Raw genomic sequence first — 17,277 nt, 5'->3', positions numbered from 1 at the left:
TTGAAAGCCCCGCCTACGATCCTGCAGTCGCTGCGCGACGCTCCAGTTGCACCAGTGCCGGCCGTTCCCGACGGCCGTCGCGCAGCGACGGCGTGACTGTAGGCGGGGACTTCAGTCCCCGACCGCCCGTTCTATGATGCTTCGGGTACACCAATGAACATGCAATCGCCCTGAGGGCAGCGCCAGTGCAATCGTATGTTGAGCGCGTCGTGCCGCCGCGTCGGGGCTTGAAACCCCCGCCTACACGCATGCAGTCGCTGCGCGACGCTCCAGTCGCACCAGTGCCGGCCGTTCCTGACGGCCGTCGCGCAGCGACGGCGTGACTGTAGGCGGGGACTTCAGTCCCCGACCGCCCGCTCCATGATGCTTCGGGAACACCAATGAACATGCAATCGCCCTGGGGATCGACTCCCTGCCATTGTGTCAAACTGTCAATTCTGTCGAAGGGGGTATCCCCCGCGCGCCATGCGCCGCGCCCGCTGCTTGCGACAGCCTGCCCGCCTCGATAGACTCCCTATCAGACTGCACCGTCAGCATCAAGGGGAGGCCCAGGCGGAATGGCAACTGTCATGAAGACCAGCCGCGACGTGCGCGGCATCGGCTTCGAGATCCCCCGCTACGACGCGCCAGACAAAGTTGTCGGAAAGACGCAGTACGTCAACGACCTGATCCTGCCGGGCATGCTTCACGCGCGCCTGCTGCGGAGTCCACACGCGCACGCGCGGATCACGAAGCTGGACGTCAGCAAGGCGAAGGCCCTCAAGGGTGTGCGTGCCGTCCTCACCGCCGCCGATATCCCCACCCTGGAGCACGGCGCGAAGACGCGCGGCCACGCCATCATGGCGATCGACCGCGTCGTCTTCGCCGGACAGCCGATAGCCGCTGTCGCCGCCGACGAGCTGGCGATCGCGGATGAAGCGCTCGACCTGATCGAGGTCGAGTACGACGTGCTGCCGGCCGCCATCGACCCGATCAAGGCGATGCAGCCCGACGCCCCGCGCGTGGCCGACGAGGGCACCGAGGCCGACACCTCCGAGGCGCTGGCCCACTCGGGCATCGCGCCGACCGAGAGCGAGACGCTCACCACCGCGCCGAACGTCACCCAGACGGCCAAACTGGGGCGCGGCGACCTGGCAGCCGCCTTCGCGGCCAGCGATCTGGTCCTCGAGAAGACCTATCACATCCCGATGGTTCACCAGGGATACATCGAGACGCACGGGGCGATGGCGCACGTCGATCAGACGGGCAAGGTGACGGTCTGGGCCAGCACCCAGGGCGCGTTCAACACCCGCTCGGAGATCGCGGACATCCTCCACATCCCCGAGCCCGACATCAAGGTGATCCCCCTGGAGTGCGGCGGCGGCTTCGGCGCGAAGATCCGCGCCCTGACCGAGCCGATCACCGTGCTGCTCTCGCAGGTCACGCGGCGGCCCGTCAAGTACATCATGAGCCGCCGCGAGGAGCTTGAGGCTGGTATGCCGGCCCCGAGCGTCACCATCAAGCTGAAGACCGGCGTCAAGCAGGACGGCACCCCGATGGCGCTGGAGGGCGAGACGGTCATCGAGGCCGGGGCCTACTCCGGCGCGATGCTCACCATGAGCGGCGTCTTCCTGGCGAGCGTCTACCAGTGGCCCACTTTCGAGGTCAAGCTGTTCGAGGTCTTGACCCACAAGCCGAGCATCTCCGCCTACCGCGCCCCGATGGCCCCCCAGACGGCCTTCGTCATCGACTCGCACATGGATCAGATCGCGCGGCAGCTCGGGCTGGACCCGGCCACCTACAAGCTGGCCCACCTCCAGAAGGGCGGCGACCTGATGGCCCATGACCGCCCCTGGGCCGTCAACGGCGCGAAGGAGTGCCTCCAGAAGCTCATCGAGCATCCGCTCTGGGCCGCTCGCGACGCCTGGCGCGAGAGCGGCAGGCAGGACGGCGTCCTGCGTGGGACCGGCATCGCCGTCGGCGGGTGGGTGCCGGGCGCGCAGCCGTCCAGCGCCACCATGCGTCTCGACACTAACGGCACGCTGACCGTCTTTACCGGCTCGGTGGACATCGCCGGCACCAACCAGGGCCTCGCGATGATCGCCGCCGAGACCTACGGCGTCGATATCAGCAAGGTCAAGATCGTCACCGGCGACACCGACAGCTCGCCGTGGACCGGCCTGAGCGCCGGCTCCAAGACGACCTACTCGGTCGGGACCGCCGTGCTGGAGGCCGCGAAGGACGCTCGTCGCAAGACGCTCGACGTGGCGGCCACCGAGCTGGAAGCCTCGATCGACGACCTGGACATCGACGGCAACGCCGTGGTGGTGCAGGGTGTGCCCGGCAAGTCGATGACCCTCGCGGCGGTCGCCAAGAAGGCGACGGCGCTGGCCTCGTCGCTCGGCCCGATCATCGGGCTGGGGGCCGCTGGCGTCTCGGTGCAGGCGCCGGCCTTCGCGGCCCAGCTTGCCCGCATCGAGGTCGATCCAGACACCGGCCAGATCACGCTCACCGACTTCGTCTGCGCGCAGGACGTCGGCAAGCTGATCAACCCGCTGGGCGCAGAGGGCCAGATTCAGGGCGGCGCGGTGCAGAGTCTCGGCTTCGCGCTGACCGAGGGCCTGATGTACAGCGACTCGGGCCGCCTGATGAACCCGAGCCTGCTCGACTATCGCAAGCTGACGGCTGCCGACGTGCCGAACATCGAGACGATCATCGTCGAGGTGCCCGCGCCGCAGGGGCCGCTCGGGGCACGTGGGGTCGGCGAGCCGCCGATCATCCCGGCCCCGGCCGCCCTGGCGAACGCCCTGGAGGACGCGACGGGCGTCCGCCTGACGACGCTGCCGCTCACCCCTGAGCGGGTGGCGTTGGCCCTTGCCGCGAATGGCCCCAGCAACGGCCACTGAGTAGCGACCCACGCTGAACAGTTCAGCCCCCTTCCCCGTTCGCGGGGAGGGGGCCTTTTCGTGCGGCGACCCGCGGCTACACTCGGCGCAGACGCGGCCGGAACGTGTGCAAGGGCGTGCAAATGAGGCGCAGCATGGCGCAGAGCCGCTGCGGTGACCCGAAGGGATTCGGGCCTGAATTGGGTTCGAACCGTCAGAATGTGCTCGCTTGGGTCTGCGCTGATGCCAGGTGACATGGCGGATGGCCTTCCTTGAGAAGGAGTACCCGCCGGGAGGGAGGCTCGTCCACCAGCGCCTGCCCCTTGCGATGAGGAGGGGGAGTCGGAGCAGATGACACCGTCGCTGCTCGGCTGCGCGGACGGCCAAGGAGAGAGGCGGTGATTCGACGTTCTGGAGGCGCTGCGCCGTACCGGTGAAGCGACGTGGTGCACTGCCGCGCCCAAGCACCGGAACGCGGTAGGCGCGGCGCGGAGATCTGCCGATAATCGGTGCATTGGTTGGTCATGTGGACGATCGCGAGGACTGAGCCACGAGTCGATGGCACGCGATCCGCGGGCCGGTGTCCAGACAGTGTTCTCACGCTGCGCGACCGGGAGATGGACGGAGTAGCATCGCGGCTGTCACGCTGCGACATCTCTTCCGGGAGCCGCCATGCCACCGTCCGGGTGCGAGATCGGTACGGCGCGGCGACTGGGATCGAGATCGGCGCGATGCCAGGCACGAGGTGAGATGGGAGCCGCGTGGATCCGGGCTCCAGGCCGCGGGCCTGACCGTCGAGGCTGCCTCGTGCCGCTCCTCGGGTAACAAGGCAAGGAATGGGGCAAGGCGGCGTCCTGCCATCGTCCGCCCGGCTTCCAACTCGCATCGCTGCGCCGAATACCATGAACAAGGACTGAGCGCCGACCGAGACCGCCGACAGGGTCGGGCTGACGTCAGGGATGGACGGTGCCAGGCAGGCGAGCCAGGACGAACGCCATGACATCGCGGGCGGCATCCAGCGCTTCGAGCGCGTCGAGATCGGTCGGGCCGACGGCGATTGGCGGGTAGCGGAACGCCGTCCCGTACGGCGTGACCTGCGCAGCCACCGTCGAGAGTGCCCCGAAGGCCGAGTCGATCTGATCGCAGAGGATGACAAGGTCGGGCAATGCGTGGGTGCGCGGGACGGCCTGACGGTGCCAGACCAGGAACGCTTTCAATGCCTTCTCGAACGCCTGCTGGCAATGGTAGACCACACCTGACAACATCGGCGGGTCGGCGCCATTGGCGAGGTCAGCAAGACTCAGATCGTCGGCGGCCACTCGGAGCCACTGGCGCGTCAGTTCCGACCGGGGATCGAGCGTCATACAGCAGTTGACCTTCGCGGATGACGGTCGCGGCGAGCGAGCCGGGCACCGGCAGGAAATGCGCAAACTCGTCGTGTGTCCACACCAGGATGTCGGCCGCGATTCGGATGCCCCGCAGAGCGCGGTGCGCGAACTGCGCTCTGCGGTGCGGCGCGAGGTCGGAGGCTGGAACCACGATCATCAGATCGTAATCACTGTCCGCCTGATGGTCGCCGCGCGCCCGCGATCCGAAGAGGTAGATCGCTTCTGGCCGGAGCGCGTTGACCAGGCGGCGCACAACCTCGGCGAGCTGCGGTTCAGCTACGGTCGCACCCGTGCCTCGTCGCGCGTCGGCGTGCTCGCTTACACGCTCAATCGCCACGCCTGATCCCTTCCTGACTGCCCGCCTGGGTCCGCAGGCGAGTGAATGCCCCCAGAGAGATCATAGCCTACGGAGAGCCGTATCACGCTGCCAGAGCCGGTGACGTTACCGTCGCAGATCAGGCGGGACAGACGCTGAACCCGCTCGGGGCTGAGGGCCAGATCCAGGGCGGCGCGGTGCAGAGCCTCGGCTTCGCGCTGACCGAGGGCCTGATGTACAGCGACGCGGGCCGCCTGATGAACCCGAGCCTGCTCGACTATCGCAAGCTGACGGCTGCCGATGTGCCGAACATCGAGACGATCATCGTCGAGGTGCCCGCGCCGCAGGGGCCGCTCGGGGCGCGCGGGGTCGGCGAGCCGCCGATCATCCCGGCCCCGGCCGCCCTGGCAAACGCGACGGGCGTCCGCCTGACGACGTTGCCGCTCACCCCTGAGCGGGTGGCCCTCGCCATCGCCGACCACGCCTGACGGGGCGTCACGGCGCAAAGACGCAGCGCGGGGGACACATCCCCGCGCGACGTTTGCTCGCCATCCCCGTCGCCGCCCGTGAATGCCGCGCCCCCGGGACGCTACCCTTCGTCACTCTCGTCGGCTGGCCGCCGTTCTCCCTGATGGGACGTGGCTTCAAGACTGTCGCGCTGGATACTCGACGTGCTCGCTCGCTTCGCGAATGTGCTCCTGGCCATACTGGTCCTGGCGGCGCTGTTCGTGGCGGGGCCAGCGGGCGGCGTGACATCGAGCTTGGGGACGTTCGCAGCACCTTCAAGCGGCGCAGCGGTCGCTCACGCCCAGGCCAGCCTGCCGGCTATCCCGGCGAGCTGGCCATCCAGCCTGCGCTCGCTCCAGCTTGGCCGCGCATCCGTGCCCAACGAGGCCGCCGGCATGATGGCCCGCGCGCCGTTCGGCTTTTGCTACCAGTATCTCGCCGGCGGCGTGAACACCGGCAACGGCTGGGCCACCTGGAACGCCGACGGCCAGTTTGTCACGTACTACGTGCAGGAGTCCGTGGCCAGCGGCGTGACACCGGTCTTCACGTACTACATGATCTATCACTCGGCGCCGGCCAACGGCTCGGGCGCGGAGGCGGCAGCCGTCCTCGGCAACCTGAACAACACCTCCACGATGCAGGCGTACTACGCCGACCTCAAGCTGTTCTTCCAGCGGGCCGGCGCGTTCCCGAACAACACGGTGGTCCTGCACGTCGAGCCGGATATGTGGGGGTATGCCCAACAGGCCGCCAGCAGCGACAACGCCGCGACCGTCGCGGCGAAGGTCGGCGCGACCGGCGTCTCAGAGGTCAGCGGGCTGCCGGATACCGTCGTGGGAGTCGCGCAGGCGGTGGTTCGGCTCCGGAACCTGTACGCCCCGAACGTCATCCTGGCCTACCACCTCTCGGACTGGGGCACCGGCTCCGACATCACCCTGAACGATCCGTCAAACAGCCAGGTGGACGTGCTGGGCGACCGCGCAGCCGCCTTCTACCGTTCCCTCGGCGCAGACTTCGACATCGCGTTCGGCGAGCTGAGCGACCACGATTCGGCCTTCGACCAGACTTACTACGGCATGGGCGCGGAGGCCTGGTGGAACGACGCCGACTTCACCCGCCACGCCCGGTTCGTCGGGCGGTTCGTGCAGGGCAGCGGCAAGCGGATGGTGCTGTGGCAGGTGCCGCTCGGCAACACCAGGATGCTGGCGATGAACAACACGGACCACCATTTCCAGGACAACCGTGTCGAAAAGCTCCTGGACGAGCCGTCTCGCGCCCGCCTCCAGATGTACGTCGACGCGGGCGTCCTGGCGTTCCTGTTCGGGGCTGGACACGCCTGGGCCACCAGCCCGACTGACGCCGCCGGCGATGGCGTGACCAACCCGGCCGCCATCAACGGCAACTCCCAGACCTCGTACAACGCCGACGACGACGGCGGATTCTTCCACAACCGGGCGGCGGCCTACTACACGGCCGGCGCGATGAGCGTGCCGTCCGGCGTGAGCGGCCCGCCCACCCTGACCCCGACGCCGACCGCCACGCCAGCCGGCGCGACGCCGACCCCGACGATCCTGCCGGGCGCCTACACCCAGAGCGCCGTAACGGCTCCGTTCACGGTGGCGGCCGGCGGCAGCACCACCGTCTCGGCCACGTTCGGTACCGGGACGGCCGGCAGCTACCTGCTGGATGTCGAGGTCTACTCGCCCACCTGGGCGAAGGTCCATCAGCAGTGGTTCGATAACCAGAGCTTCGCAGCGGGGCAGCATCGCACGGTCCAGACGACCTGGAGCGTGCCGGCCAACGCCGCGCCGGGCGTCTACACGATCATGCTCGGGACGTTCTCGCCCGGCTGGGGCACAAACTACGCCTGGAGCGCCAGCGCCGCGACCTTCACCGTGACGGCGGCCGGCGCGCCGACCGCCACCCCCGGGCCAACCTTCACCCCCTCGCCCTCACCGACCTCCACCTCGTTGCCGACCGCGACGCTGACACCCACCGCCACCGCGACGCTCCCGCCGGTCGCCTGCTCGCCCCGCCCGCCGGTCTCCGTCAGCACGGCCCCCGTCGGCGGCAGCCTGCGCGTCGATCTCGCCGCCACCGGCGCGAACAATCGACTGCTCTCGGTGCAGGTCACCCAGACGACGAACGCCCTGGTGGACATCGGCGGTCAGACCGGCCGGACCGGGGCGTTCGCCGTCAGCCTGAACGGCCTTCCCACGACCACCACGTTCAACATTCGTCGTGCCGCCGCTGGATCGGCGACGGTCCGCCTCAACGTCGTGGACCGCTGCGGCTCCTGGTCAACCTTCGTGGGCGGCGGCCCGAACGGCGGCTTCTCGTGAGTGTGTTTCTCGTGGCCTCTGCCTATGCGCTCAAACAGTACATCGGGCAACTTCCCGAGTGACGATTGGTAGATATCGGCGAGCCATACGAGCATATGGGCGCGCTCATCTGCGATGCCGGGCTGCAGCCAGGCGTCAACTACCTCAACGTGGTCTGGCCGCGCATCGAGAATCTCATGAAGGCGCATCCATCGGCCGCGACAACGTCCGGCTTCCTGTGCGTTGCCATGGAGCACGGTCTTGGGCAGATACTGTCTTGGAGCGGCTCGAAGAAACTGCAGACAATTGCCGTGCTGACGGAGTTACTCCATCGGCACGGAGTTGAGACGGTTTCCGATCTTCGCGTCTGGCTCAGCAATCCCCAGCATTTGGAAGAACTGGCAGCCATCGTCGGCATCGGACGCAAGACGGTGGACTACATCCAGCTCATCGTGGGGTTGCCAGCTGTCGCCGTCGATGTGCACATAGCGAAGTTCGTGGAACAGGCAGGTATCAACGCCTCGGAGTACCAGGACATCCAAGACTTGATCGTCCGCACGGCTGCGCTCATGGGTATCAGCAGCGCCGTGCTCGACCACAGCATCTGGATGTATATGTCGAGCAGGCGATCTGGCAAGTGACAGGGGGACGCGGCCCGAGGCGGTCCCGAGATACGTCCTCACTTATGTGGCGTCGGAAGCAGCGGCCTGACAGGGCCAGGCACGCGTCACCGCTCGCGTCAGCGAGTTGGACCCCGGTACAGGGTATCTGGTGTCCAACTCGCTGACGCGATCTTGACGGTCAGCGGGTGAGATCCTTCGCTGCGCTCAGGATGACAACCGAGAGTCGCGTGCTTTCACCACACCATTCCCACGACCCACGACCCACGACCCACGACCCACGACCCTACGACCCACGTACCTACGCCGGCAGGTACGACAGATCCACGGCCTGGGTATAGGCGACTGGCTTGCTCACCACGCCTGCGAACAGTTGCTGATCGAGCACCGTCTGGTGCGCCTTCTCGCCGATCTTACCGTCCTTCGAGAGGCGTGGCAGCGTGTTGACGACCGCTGCTTCCAGGGTTGTTGCCGGAATGTCCCCGAACTTCTCGCGGGCCACCGCCTGGGCTGCTGCCGGATCGGCCTGCAGCTCGGACTCGGCGGCCACCAGGCCAGCCAGCAGACTCCGCGCCGTCGCCTCGTTCGCCTTGAGCCAGTCGCGACGCAGTGTCACGCAGAGCAGCGGGTACTCCAGCGAGCGGAAGTCGTGGACGACCTGGTAGCGCTCCGGCTGTTGCAAGAGCTGCGTCAGGAGTGGATCGAGGAACATGCCGGCCGCGATCTGGTCGTTGTCGAGGGCTGCCAGCATCGGCGCGCCCCCGCCGACCGAGATCAGCTCGACGCCGCGCTCAGGATCGATGCCGCGCTGCTTCAGCCCGAAGCGCAGGTTGATGTCCGTCGAGGAGCCGGGGCCGGTCGTGCCGAGCTTCGTGCCCGCCAGTGCCTCCAGCCCGGTCAGGGTGGCCGACTTCTTCGCCATCAGCGCGTAGGCGTACGTCGCCTCGACGTTCGCCACGGCCACCACGTCCATCCCCTGGTCGCGCAGCTTCAGGACGTGATCGTACGAGCCGATTAGCACATCGGCGGCCCCACCCACGAACGCCTTGCCAGCGTCGCCGCCGCCCTTGAACTCGCGCAGCTCCAGCGCCAGACCTCGGTCCTTCAGGTGGCCGCGCTGCATGGCGGCGTAGAGCGGCAGGTAGCCAAGATAGGGGTAGACCGTGGCCACCTCCAGCGTCTTGAGCGCGCCGGGCACGGGCGCGGTCCCGGACTTCGGGGCGTCGGCCGGCGCGGGGGCCGTGGCCGGCGCGGCGGGCTTGCCGGCCGGCTCGGTCCGACCGCCTGGCGTGCAGGCCGCCAGCGACCCGACGGCCGGCAGTACGGCGAGCGCGGCCATCTGGCCCAGCAGCGCGCGTCGCGAGCGGCGAGCCGATCCTGCTGCTCCGACAGGCGGGGCGTCACGGTGCGCGGCAACGCTGGCGATGGCGGCGGCTGCATTCGCGATACTGGTGTCAGTGGTGCGTGTGGTGGTCTGCATGGGACGCCTCCCGTCTGAGGCTCTAGCGGGCCTCGGACGACTTCCAGCGGAACAGGCGCGCCTCGGCCAGCTTCATCAGCTCGCTCAGCGCGATGGTCAGGATCATCAGGACGACCAGCCCGGCAAAGACGCCGGTCGTGTCGAAGTTGGCGGCGGCGGCTTCGACGTAGTAGCCGACGCCCCGGCTGGAGCCGACCAGCTCGCCGACGACCGCCCCGATCAGGCTCATGCCAAGCCCGATCCGCAGCCCGGCGAAGATCCACGGCAGCGTTGACGGTATCGTCACCCGCCGCGCAACCGTCCACGGCGAGGCCTGCATCGTCCGCAGCATGTCCACCAGGTCGCGGTCAACCCCGCGCACGCCCTGGTAGGTGTTGATCAGGACTGGGAACACCACCAGCGAGAAGGCCAGGATGACCTTCGACGGCAGCCCGATCCCGAACCAGATGATGAACAGGGGCGCCAGCGCCACGCGCGGCAGACTGTTCAGCCCCATCAGCAGCGGATCGAGGACGGCGGCGACCCGTGGGTACCCCCCGAGCAGCAGCCCCAGGCCCACCCCGACCACCCCCCCGAGCGCCAGCCCGAGCAGGGCCGCCTGGAGGGTGGCCCAGACATGCCAGAACAGCAGGCCGCTGGCGGTGAGCGTCAGCAGACGCTCGAAGACCCGGCTCGGCTGGCTGACCCAGAACGGCGTTGTGACGGTGGTCGCGGCCACCTCCCAGGCCACCAGCAGCAGCGCGGTCAGCGCCAGCCGCCAGCCGTTCAGGATCAGTCGCTGCCGCCAGCGTCGCGCGACCGTCGTCTCCTGAGCGCCTGCCGCTGGCGTCGTCCGCTGACCGGGGGCCGCCGCCTGGGCGGCCGCGCGAGAGAGGGCGCGAGCAGCGCCGTATGGAGTGCTCATCGTCGTCCTCCGCTAGCTCGCCGCGCCGACCGGCGATGCGCCGACCGGCGATGCGCCGGCCAGCTGCGTCTGCTCTGCCAGATCGCGCCAGATCGCCCGGTGCAGCTCCTGGAACCGGGGTGTGAACCGGACCTCGTAGAAGTCGCGCGGGCGCGGCAGGTCGATCCGGTACTCGGACGCGATACGGCCGGGCCGCCGACTCATCACCAGCACCCGGTCGGACAGGCCAATCGCCTCTTCGATGTCGTGCGTGACAAACAGGACGGTGCGGTCCAGGTCGTCCCAGATCCGCAGCAGCTCAGCGCCCATCGCGACCTTCGTCTGGGCGTCGAGCGCCCCGAACGGCTCGTCCATCAGGTAAACCGAGGGGTCGTAGGCGAGCACCCGCGCCAGCGCGACGCGCTTCCGCATGCCGCCAGACAGGGTGGCCGGATAGGCGTCCTCGAAGCCCTCCAGCCCGACCAGCTTGAGGAGGTCGCGGGCGCGGCCCTCGCGCTCGGCCCGCGCGACACCGCGCAGCTCCAGCGCCACCAGGACGTTCCCGAGCGCAGTGGACCACGGCAGCAGCGCATCGTGCTGGAACATGAAGCCGACGCTCGGCGGCACGCCGTTGACCGGCTGCCCGTCAAGCTGCACCGAGCCCGTCGTCGGCACGAGCAGCCCCGAGATCAGTCGGAGGATCGTGCTCTTGCCGCAGCCGCTCGGCCCGACCAGCGCCACAAACTCGCCATCACGCACGCTGAAGGAGACCCGGTCGAGGGCGCGCACCGCGCCCCGGTCCGTGGGGTACTCCAGCGAGACGTTCGCGAGACGAATCTGGTTCACCGTCACCCTCCTGCCCGCCAGGGCCACACGCCCGCCAGGGCCACACGCCCGCCAGGGCCACACGCCCGCCAGGGCCACACGCCCAGCAGGGCCACTCGCCATCAGTCGTTGCGCTCCAGCGGAATTCAACTCTGACTGAGTTCAATATACCACATGGTGTGGCCCGGTGGTCTGCTCTGGGCGACGATTTCGCACGTTCGGTGCCGGCTGGCGGCGCGGCTGTGGCTGCAGGGGCTATCATGGCGGCGCTCGGCCATGGCGGCGCTCGGCCATGGCGGCGCTCGGCCATGACGGCGCTCCGCGGCGCTCGCCTGCTTCGGCGGCTCAGCTCGAATCGGCTGGAGGTCTCGGCGTGGCTTCTGACTCAGCTTCCGAGCCGCTCACCGCTGGGCCGGCCGCTCCCGGCCCGGGCATTCAGCGTGTCGGCCAGATCGGCGTGCGCATCCTCGATCTCGACCGTGCCGTGGCGTTCTACCGCGACGTTCTGGGGTTGCCGCTGCTGTTTCAGGCCCCGCCAGGGCTGGCGTTCTTTCAGGTCGGCCACTCTGGCCAGCCCGGAGCGTCGGGGCCGGCGGGTGGCGTCCGCCTGATGCTCAGCAGGCCGGAGTCAGCCGAGCACGATCACCCGGGCTCGATCGTCTACTACGAGGTCGCGGATCTCCACGCCGCCTGGGCCGCCGTCACCGGACGGGGCGCTCCGGCCGTCGCTGAGCCGCACCTGATCGCGCGGATGCCGGATCACGACCTGTGGATGGCGTTCATCAACGACAGCGAGGGCAACCTGCTCGGGCTGATGAGCGAGGTGCGCCCGCCGTCGTCGTCCTGACGGCGAGCTGCCCCCGCGCTTGATGGCGCACGGCTCGGCGCGTCAGAAGCCCCGCAGCCGCGTCGGCCGGAACCGAATCGCCACCGGGTAGTCGGCGGCGAAGCTCTCCGGCGTCATCTTCAGCCCCTCGACGATCTGGCGTCCGTACTTGGCCTGATAGGCGGGCACGGCATTCGACGGCGGTGCCGCGGGATCGACCGCCGCCTCGCCGAGCAGCACGACGATGTCGCCGCCGTGCTCGTCGCCGTGCAGGTTGATGCTCGCCTTCGGGTTGGCAGCGAGATGTCGCAGCTTCGCCTGGTTGTCCTGGCTGTAGATCAACAGCGCCTCGCCGTCCCACAGAAACCAGACCGGTCGTGGCTGGGGCGTCCCGCTGGCGTCGACGGTCGTCAGCCAGCCGATCACCTCGTCGTTGAGTCGGCGCGCCACCCGCTGCCCGAACTCGGTCGTCGTGTCGATCTGCATGGTTGCTGGTCCTCCGGTGGACGTGGGCTGCCTGGAGCCGCGCCGGGTCCACTCCTCTACCACAACCAAGAATGTGTGCCCGGTATGCCCATACGACCATCCCACGCTGCCACGTTGGCTTGCATCGGCGTCTGCACGTACTATCCTCGCGGGGCTGCCGGGCGCAGCACGGGGGCAAGCAGTATGGGGCGCGGATGCCTGGTGATGGTCCTGGCGGCGGTGGCCGTGGGCTGTCTGTTCTTCGTCGCGGCCAGCGTGGTCGAACTGGCGACCGGCGGCGACGGCAAGACCTCGCCGGCCGTCTACGCCGGACTGCTCGTCTTCTTCGGGGGCATGGCTGCCGTCAGCGGGTTCGGGGCGTGGAAGCTCTACCGTTCCCGGCCTGCCGCCAGCGGCGCGGCCCGTCCAGGGGCCGGTGGGACAGGTGGGGGCTACGGCTACGGCGGGCCACCCGAGCCGCCCCGCACAGCCGAGGAGCGCGAGCAGCGGGTGCTCGACCTCGCGCGGGCGCAGCGGGGGCGGGTGACGCTGCCGGAGGTCGCCTCGGCCTGCGACATGACGGTGACGGACTCGAAGGAGACGCTCGACACGATGGTGCTGCAGGGCATCGCCGAGCTGCGTGTCACCGAGACGGGCGTGCTGGTCTACGTCTTCCCAGGCTTCCTGTCCGACGAGGAGAAGCGCGGCGCACAGGACTTCTGAGGCCGGTGCAGCCCGGCGCAGCCGCCCGGGCGCTGCTGCCCGGGCTCGGCCTCCCGGATGCCTACCCTGGCACCCGGCCGGCCGCTGCGATGATCCCCAGCAGGTAGTCGGCCAGCCGTTTCAGGTCGGCGGTGGCGACGTGCTCGTCGCGCGTGTGCGGCTTTCGCATGGCCGCGCTGAGGCACGCCGATGGCAGCCCCAGCTCTGAGAAGGTGTTGGCGTCGCTGCCGCCGCCCGTGGCGATGGCCTGGAACGGCACGCCGGCCAGTTGCGCGCCCTGGCGGGCCAGCGTCATTCGGAAATCGTCCTCGGTCAGACGGTAGGCGCGGTACTCGCGCTTGGTCGTGATGTCCACCGAGCAGCCGACCTCGGCGGCCGCCGACTCCCAGTGCTCGCGGAGGTCGCTGAGGACCCGGTCGAGCTTGCCATCGTCCAGCGAACGGGCCTCCGCGTCCACCGTCGCCAGGGCTGGCACGGCGTTGCGGACGCTGCCCCCGCCGATCAGCCCGACGTTGCAGGTGGTCTCGGCGTCGAGCCGTCCGAGGGGCGTCCGGGCGATGGCCCGCGCCGCCGCCAGGATCGCGCTGCGCCCTTCCTCTGGCTTCATGCCGGCGTGCGCGGCCACGCCCCGGAACTCGGCGTGGATGCTCTCGTAGCTGGGGGCGGCGGCGACGATCGTGCCGATCTCGCCCTCGGCGTCGGGCACGAAGCAGACCTTCGAGCGCAGCTTGCTGACGTCCACGGCTGCCGCGCCGAGGTGCGCGCGCTCCTCACCCCAGGTCAGGATGATCTCGAGGGGCGGATGGGGCAGCCCGGCCTCGCGCAGCACCAGCAGCGCTTCGAGGATCGCCGCGATGCCGGCCTTGTCGTCCGAGCCGAGGATGGTGTCGCCGGCGCTCCGCACGATGCCGTTCTCGATGACCGGCTCGATGCCTTCGCCGGGCTGGACGGTGTCGAAGTGCGCCGACAGGGCGATGGGCAGCCCGGCCCCGCCGTCCAGCCGCGCGATCAGGTTTCCGACGCCGTCATGGCCGGACCCGTCGTTCTCGACGGGCAGCCCGAGCGCTTCCAGGTCGGCCGCGAGCCGGCGGCAGATCGCCTGCTCCTTGAACGACGGCGAGTCGATCCGCACCAGATCCAGAAACGCTCGGGTGACGCGCTCCTCGTTGGCGGCAGCCATCCCGTCCTCCCAGGTCATGCCGAGGCATGGATTCGGCGAGAGGGTACGCGGGCCGGTCGGTCGGATGCCAGCGCTCGCGGGCGGCCCTCACCCCCGACCCCGTGCCCCGGCCCGGCGGCCTGGCCGGGCCGGGGGTGATTGCCCGTCTCCGCTTACCCGAGCGCGGCGGCCCGTCGTCCCCGTTCGGCGACGGCGGCGGCAACCTGCCCTTCGCGAGCTTTCCGCCACGCGACGTCACGCGCCAGTGTGGCCTGCATCTGGGCGGCGTGGGCGCGAACCGTCTCCGGGGCCGGGCCGCCGGGGATGGTTCGCGCCCGCACGAACGCCCACGGATCGAGCGCCGCCGCAAGCTGCTCAGCCGACAGGTTGACGGTCGAGCCGAGATCGGCTCCGAGCGCCTCTGTGGCCGCCTCGGACACGAGCGCCGTCGTCACGCCGCCCGGCTCGCCGCCGGCCTTCCGCACCACGGTGGACGCCACCTTGTGCGCCTGCCGAAACGACAACCCGACATGCCGCACCAGCGTATCCGCGATCTCGGTGGCTGTCGTGAAGCCCTCGGTGGCCCTGGCGGCAAGCCTCTCCTTGTCGAACTGGCAGGTCGCCAGGGCCGAGTCGGCCAGCCGCAGGAACGCGATGCCGTGCTCGAAGGTCCGGAACAGCGGCTCGTACAGCTCGTCTTCCACGTCCACGGTGTCCCCGAAGGCCGCCGCCTGCACCAGTGACTGCGCCGTCCCTGCGCTTCCCAGCACCCAGGCCACGCGCGCCCGCAGATGCTCCAGCACCACGGGATTCCGCTTCTGCGGCATGATGCTGCTGATCTGGATGAAGCTGTCGTCGATGCGGAGGGTGCCGTACTCGCGGGTGGCCCAGAGCAACAGCTCGTGGATCAGCCGCGCGAGGCCCAGCGCACAGGTGGTGATGGCCGCCAGCCCCTCCAGCGCGTAGTCCACCCCGCCGATGGCGTCGTAGCTGTTGATGACGACGTCGTCAAATCCCAGCAGCTGCGCCGTCAGCGTACGGTCGATGGGGAAGCCGGTCGTGGTCAGGGCGGCAGCGCCCAGCGGTCCGCGATTCGTCCGCGCCCAGGCGGCCTGGACCCGGACGGTGTCGCGCTCAAGGGCTTCGGCGGTGGCCGCCAGAAAGTGCCCGAGGGTGGTCGGCTGGGCCGGCTGGGTGTGGGTGTGACCGGGCATCAGCGTCTCGGCGTGCTCGTCGATGCGGCGCAGCAGGGTGGCCCGCAGGGCTTCGAGCAGACGGTGGACTTCGAGCAGCATCCCGCGCAGCGCCAGGCGGGCCATCGCGGCGTCGAGGTCGTTGCGGCTGCGGGCGAGGTGGAGGTTGCCGCCGGCCTCCTCGCCCGCGTGCTCGACGATCCGCGCCTCCATCTGGAAGAAGAGGTCTTCGACCCGCGGATCGTAGGCGAAGGCGGCGGCTCCGGCCTGCTTGAGCGCCTGGAGGGCCGCCCAGACCTTCGCCGTCTGCGCGGCCGGCATCAGGCCGGTGGCGTTGAGCATCAACAGGTGGGCTTCGCTGGCGTCCAGCATCGGGACGAAGAGCCACAGCTGCGACGCGGCAAACTGCGGCGCGAGGATCGTGTCGGCGTAGACAGGGTCTGGAAAGCGACGCGAGCTACTCATGGCGGGAGATCGTGCCAGATTGCGGCGGGCGGGTGCTGTGGAGCGAGTGGTCAACGGACCGTGACGATGTCGTACCAGAGGCCGGCCGCGATGACCGAGACGAGCGCTCCGTAGAGCCAGCGCAGGACACGCGCGGATGTGCGGGCGCTCAGCCAGCTGCCGCCCTGCGCCCCGAGGATCGCGCCGACCACCACCAGCGTCGCCAGCCAGAACGGCACCTGCCCCGTGGCGACCTTCCCCACGGCGGCCGCCAGCGAGGTCGGGAAGCCGACGGCCAGGACCGTCCCCAGCGCCGTCCGCGTCGGCAGGCCGACGAGGTAGATCAGCGTGGGCATCATCAGAAACGCGCCCGCGCCGTTCATCCCGATGACCAGCCCGATGAGCAGCCCGGCCGTCAGCACCACCACCACGTTGTAGGTGAGCGGTGCGTTCGGGTCGAGGTCTTCGGTGCGGGCCGGCAGGAACATCAGCAAGGCCGCCGCCGTCGCGAGGCAAGCGGTCGCCAGGAGCAGCAGGTCGGGTGGCACGTACGCCGAGACGACGCCGCCCAGCAGCGCGCCGCCCGCGCTCGCGCTGCTCATCGTGATGGCCAGGCGCATGTTCACGGCGCCACGCCGGCGATGCGCCAGCGCGCCCGAAAGGGTGGCTGCCGTCACCTGGACCACGGCGATGGCGCTGGCCGTCCGGATGCCGATCTCGCCGAAGCCCAGCCACTGCGGGGCGTACAACAACAGCGGCACGATGACGAGGCCGCCGCCAATCCCAAGCAGCCCGCTCAGCGTCCCGCCGATCAGGCCAAGCACCAGAAAGAACAGATCGTAGAGGGAGATCACGTCACAAATAGGGGCCGCGCCCCTGCGTGACGCGGCCTCCACATGCTACGCGAGATCAGCGGAGCCGGCCCATCCGAGTTCGCCTATGCCCCCGATAGGAGGCCGGCATGGTGGCGCGCACAGCAGCCCAGGGCCCCCGCCGTTCTGAAGAGATGGTCGTGGGTCGTGAGGATGATGTGGTGAAAACGTGCGACTCGCAATTGTCATCCTGAGCGCAGCGAAGGACCTCACCCGCTGACCGTCAACGCTCGCGTCACCCGCCGACTGCTCTCTGAGTGAACACCCGCTGACCGTCACCCCTCGCGTCACCCGCCGACTGCCCTCTGAGTGAACACCCGCTGACCGTCAACATTCGCGTCAGCGGGTGAGGTCCTTCGTTGCGTTCGCAAGCTCACTTCACTCAGGATGA

The 17,277-nt window shown here is 69.4% G+C and carries 15 protein-coding genes; 6 read left to right on the top strand and 9 right to left on the bottom strand.

Going from position 1 to position 17,277, the window contains the following annotated elements:
• Window positions 1–557 precede the first annotated feature (557 nt).
• Window positions 558–2,885, top strand: a complete 2,328-nt coding sequence (locus IT306_13600; GenBank protein MCC7369457.1) for a xanthine dehydrogenase family protein molybdopterin-binding subunit — start codon at window positions 558–560, stop codon at window positions 2,883–2,885.
• 932 nt (window positions 2,886–3,817) lie between these two features.
• On the opposite strand, the gene IT306_13595 is transcribed toward IT306_13600, so the two are convergent.
• Window positions 3,818–4,183 (bottom strand): HEPN domain-containing protein, encoded by a 366-nt coding sequence (locus IT306_13595; protein MCC7369456.1) that lies wholly within the window; start codon window positions 4,181–4,183, stop codon window positions 3,818–3,820.
• Window positions 4,155–4,583, bottom strand: coding sequence for a nucleotidyltransferase domain-containing protein (locus tag IT306_13590; GenBank protein ID MCC7369455.1), 429 nt, complete (start codon window positions 4,581–4,583; stop codon window positions 4,155–4,157). The genes IT306_13595 and IT306_13590 overlap by 29 nt, the downstream gene beginning before the upstream one ends.
• 47 nt (window positions 4,584–4,630) lie before the next feature.
• Here IT306_13590 and IT306_13585 point away from each other — a divergent pair, with 47 nt between their 5' ends.
• The 3 genes from IT306_13585 (at window position 4,631) to IT306_13575 (ending at window position 8,037) form a co-directional block, all read left to right on the top strand.
• Entirely contained in the window at window positions 4,631–5,056 is a 426-nt protein-coding gene (locus IT306_13585; protein ID MCC7369454.1) for a xanthine dehydrogenase family protein molybdopterin-binding subunit, read from the top strand.
• A 183-nt stretch (window positions 5,057–5,239) separates the two neighbouring features.
• A complete protein-coding gene (locus IT306_13580) occupies window positions 5,240–7,417 on the top strand; it encodes a hypothetical protein (protein ID MCC7369453.1) in 2,178 nt (725 codons plus the stop codon).
• A 65-nt stretch (window positions 7,418–7,482) separates the two neighbouring features.
• The gene (locus IT306_13575) at window positions 7,483–8,037 is read left to right on the top strand and encodes a hypothetical protein (GenBank protein MCC7369452.1); all 555 of its coding nucleotides are present in this window, start codon (window positions 7,483–7,485) and stop codon (window positions 8,035–8,037) included.
• Window positions 8,038–8,317: 280 nt separating this feature from the next.
• Here the strand turns inward: IT306_13575 and IT306_13570 are convergent, their stop codons facing one another.
• From IT306_13570 to IT306_13560, 3 genes are all read right to left on the bottom strand, one after another.
• Window positions 8,318–9,496, bottom strand: a complete 1,179-nt coding sequence (locus IT306_13570; protein ID MCC7369451.1) for an ABC transporter substrate-binding protein — start codon at window positions 9,494–9,496, stop codon at window positions 8,318–8,320.
• A 22-nt stretch (window positions 9,497–9,518) separates the two neighbouring features.
• Window positions 9,519–10,250 (bottom strand): ABC transporter permease, encoded by a 732-nt coding sequence (locus tag IT306_13565; GenBank protein MCC7369450.1) that lies wholly within the window; start codon window positions 10,248–10,250, stop codon window positions 9,519–9,521.
• Window positions 10,251–10,412: 162 nt separating this feature from the next.
• On the bottom strand, window positions 10,413–11,327 hold the full coding sequence (locus IT306_13560; protein ID MCC7369449.1) for an ABC transporter ATP-binding protein: 915 nt from the start codon (window positions 11,325–11,327) through the stop codon (window positions 10,413–10,415).
• Between the two features lie 169 nt (window positions 11,328–11,496).
• Between IT306_13560 and IT306_13555 the strand changes: the two genes are divergently transcribed.
• Window positions 11,497–12,051 (top strand): VOC family protein, encoded by a 555-nt coding sequence (locus IT306_13555; protein ID MCC7369448.1) that lies wholly within the window; start codon window positions 11,497–11,499, stop codon window positions 12,049–12,051.
• Between the two features lie 42 nt (window positions 12,052–12,093).
• Here IT306_13555 and IT306_13550 read toward each other — a convergent pair whose 3' ends face one another.
• Entirely contained in the window at window positions 12,094–12,516 is a 423-nt protein-coding gene (locus IT306_13550; GenBank protein MCC7369447.1) for a TIGR03667 family PPOX class F420-dependent oxidoreductase, read from the bottom strand.
• A gap of 201 nt (window positions 12,517–12,717) precedes the next feature.
• Here IT306_13550 and IT306_13545 point away from each other — a divergent pair, with 201 nt between their 5' ends.
• Window positions 12,718–13,218, top strand: coding sequence for a hypothetical protein (locus IT306_13545; GenBank protein MCC7369446.1), 501 nt, complete (start codon window positions 12,718–12,720; stop codon window positions 13,216–13,218).
• A 61-nt stretch (window positions 13,219–13,279) separates the two neighbouring features.
• Here IT306_13545 and IT306_13540 read toward each other — a convergent pair whose 3' ends face one another.
• The 3 genes from IT306_13540 to IT306_13530 form a co-directional block, all read right to left on the bottom strand.
• The gene (locus IT306_13540) at window positions 13,280–14,398 is read right to left on the bottom strand and encodes a M20/M25/M40 family metallo-hydrolase (GenBank protein ID MCC7369445.1); all 1,119 of its coding nucleotides are present in this window, start codon (window positions 14,396–14,398) and stop codon (window positions 13,280–13,282) included.
• Window positions 14,399–14,550: 152 nt separating this feature from the next.
• Window positions 14,551–16,035, bottom strand: coding sequence for an argininosuccinate lyase (gene argH / locus IT306_13535; GenBank protein ID MCC7369444.1), 1,485 nt, complete (start codon window positions 16,033–16,035; stop codon window positions 14,551–14,553).
• 50 nt (window positions 16,036–16,085) lie between these two features.
• Window positions 16,086–16,868, bottom strand: a complete 783-nt coding sequence (locus IT306_13530) for a sulfite exporter TauE/SafE family protein (GenBank protein ID MCC7369443.1) — start codon at window positions 16,866–16,868, stop codon at window positions 16,086–16,088.
• Window positions 16,869–17,277: the final 409 nt, after the last annotated feature.

It is taken from the genome of Chloroflexota bacterium (genome assembly GCA_020850535.1).
Classification (GTDB): Bacteria; Chloroflexota; UBA6077; order UBA6077; family JACCZL01; genus JADZEM01.
The sequence above is the reverse complement of the archived record's forward strand: the minus strand, read 5'-3'. Positions and strand labels throughout refer to the sequence as shown.

Coding starts and splice junctions, on each gene's coding strand:
- IT306_13600 (MCC7369457.1), top strand. CDS start 558: ATGGCAACTGTCATGAAGACCAGCCGCGACGTGCGCGGCATCGGCTTC.
- IT306_13570 (MCC7369451.1), bottom strand. CDS start 9,496: ATGCAGACCACCACACGCACCACTGACACCAGTATCGCGAATGCAGCC.
- IT306_13560 (MCC7369449.1), bottom strand. CDS start 11,327: ATGGCGAGTGGCCCTGCTGGGCGTGTGGCCCTGGCGGGCGTGTGGCCC.
- IT306_13555 (MCC7369448.1), top strand. CDS start 11,497: ATGGCGGCGCTCGGCCATGACGGCGCTCCGCGGCGCTCGCCTGCTTCG.
- IT306_13550 (MCC7369447.1), bottom strand. CDS start 12,516: ATGCAGATCGACACGACGACCGAGTTCGGGCAGCGGGTGGCGCGCCGA.
- IT306_13540 (MCC7369445.1), bottom strand. CDS start 14,398: ATGGCTGCCGCCAACGAGGAGCGCGTCACCCGAGCGTTTCTGGATCTG.
- argH (MCC7369444.1), bottom strand. CDS start 16,035: ATGAGTAGCTCGCGTCGCTTTCCAGACCCTGTCTACGCCGACACGATC.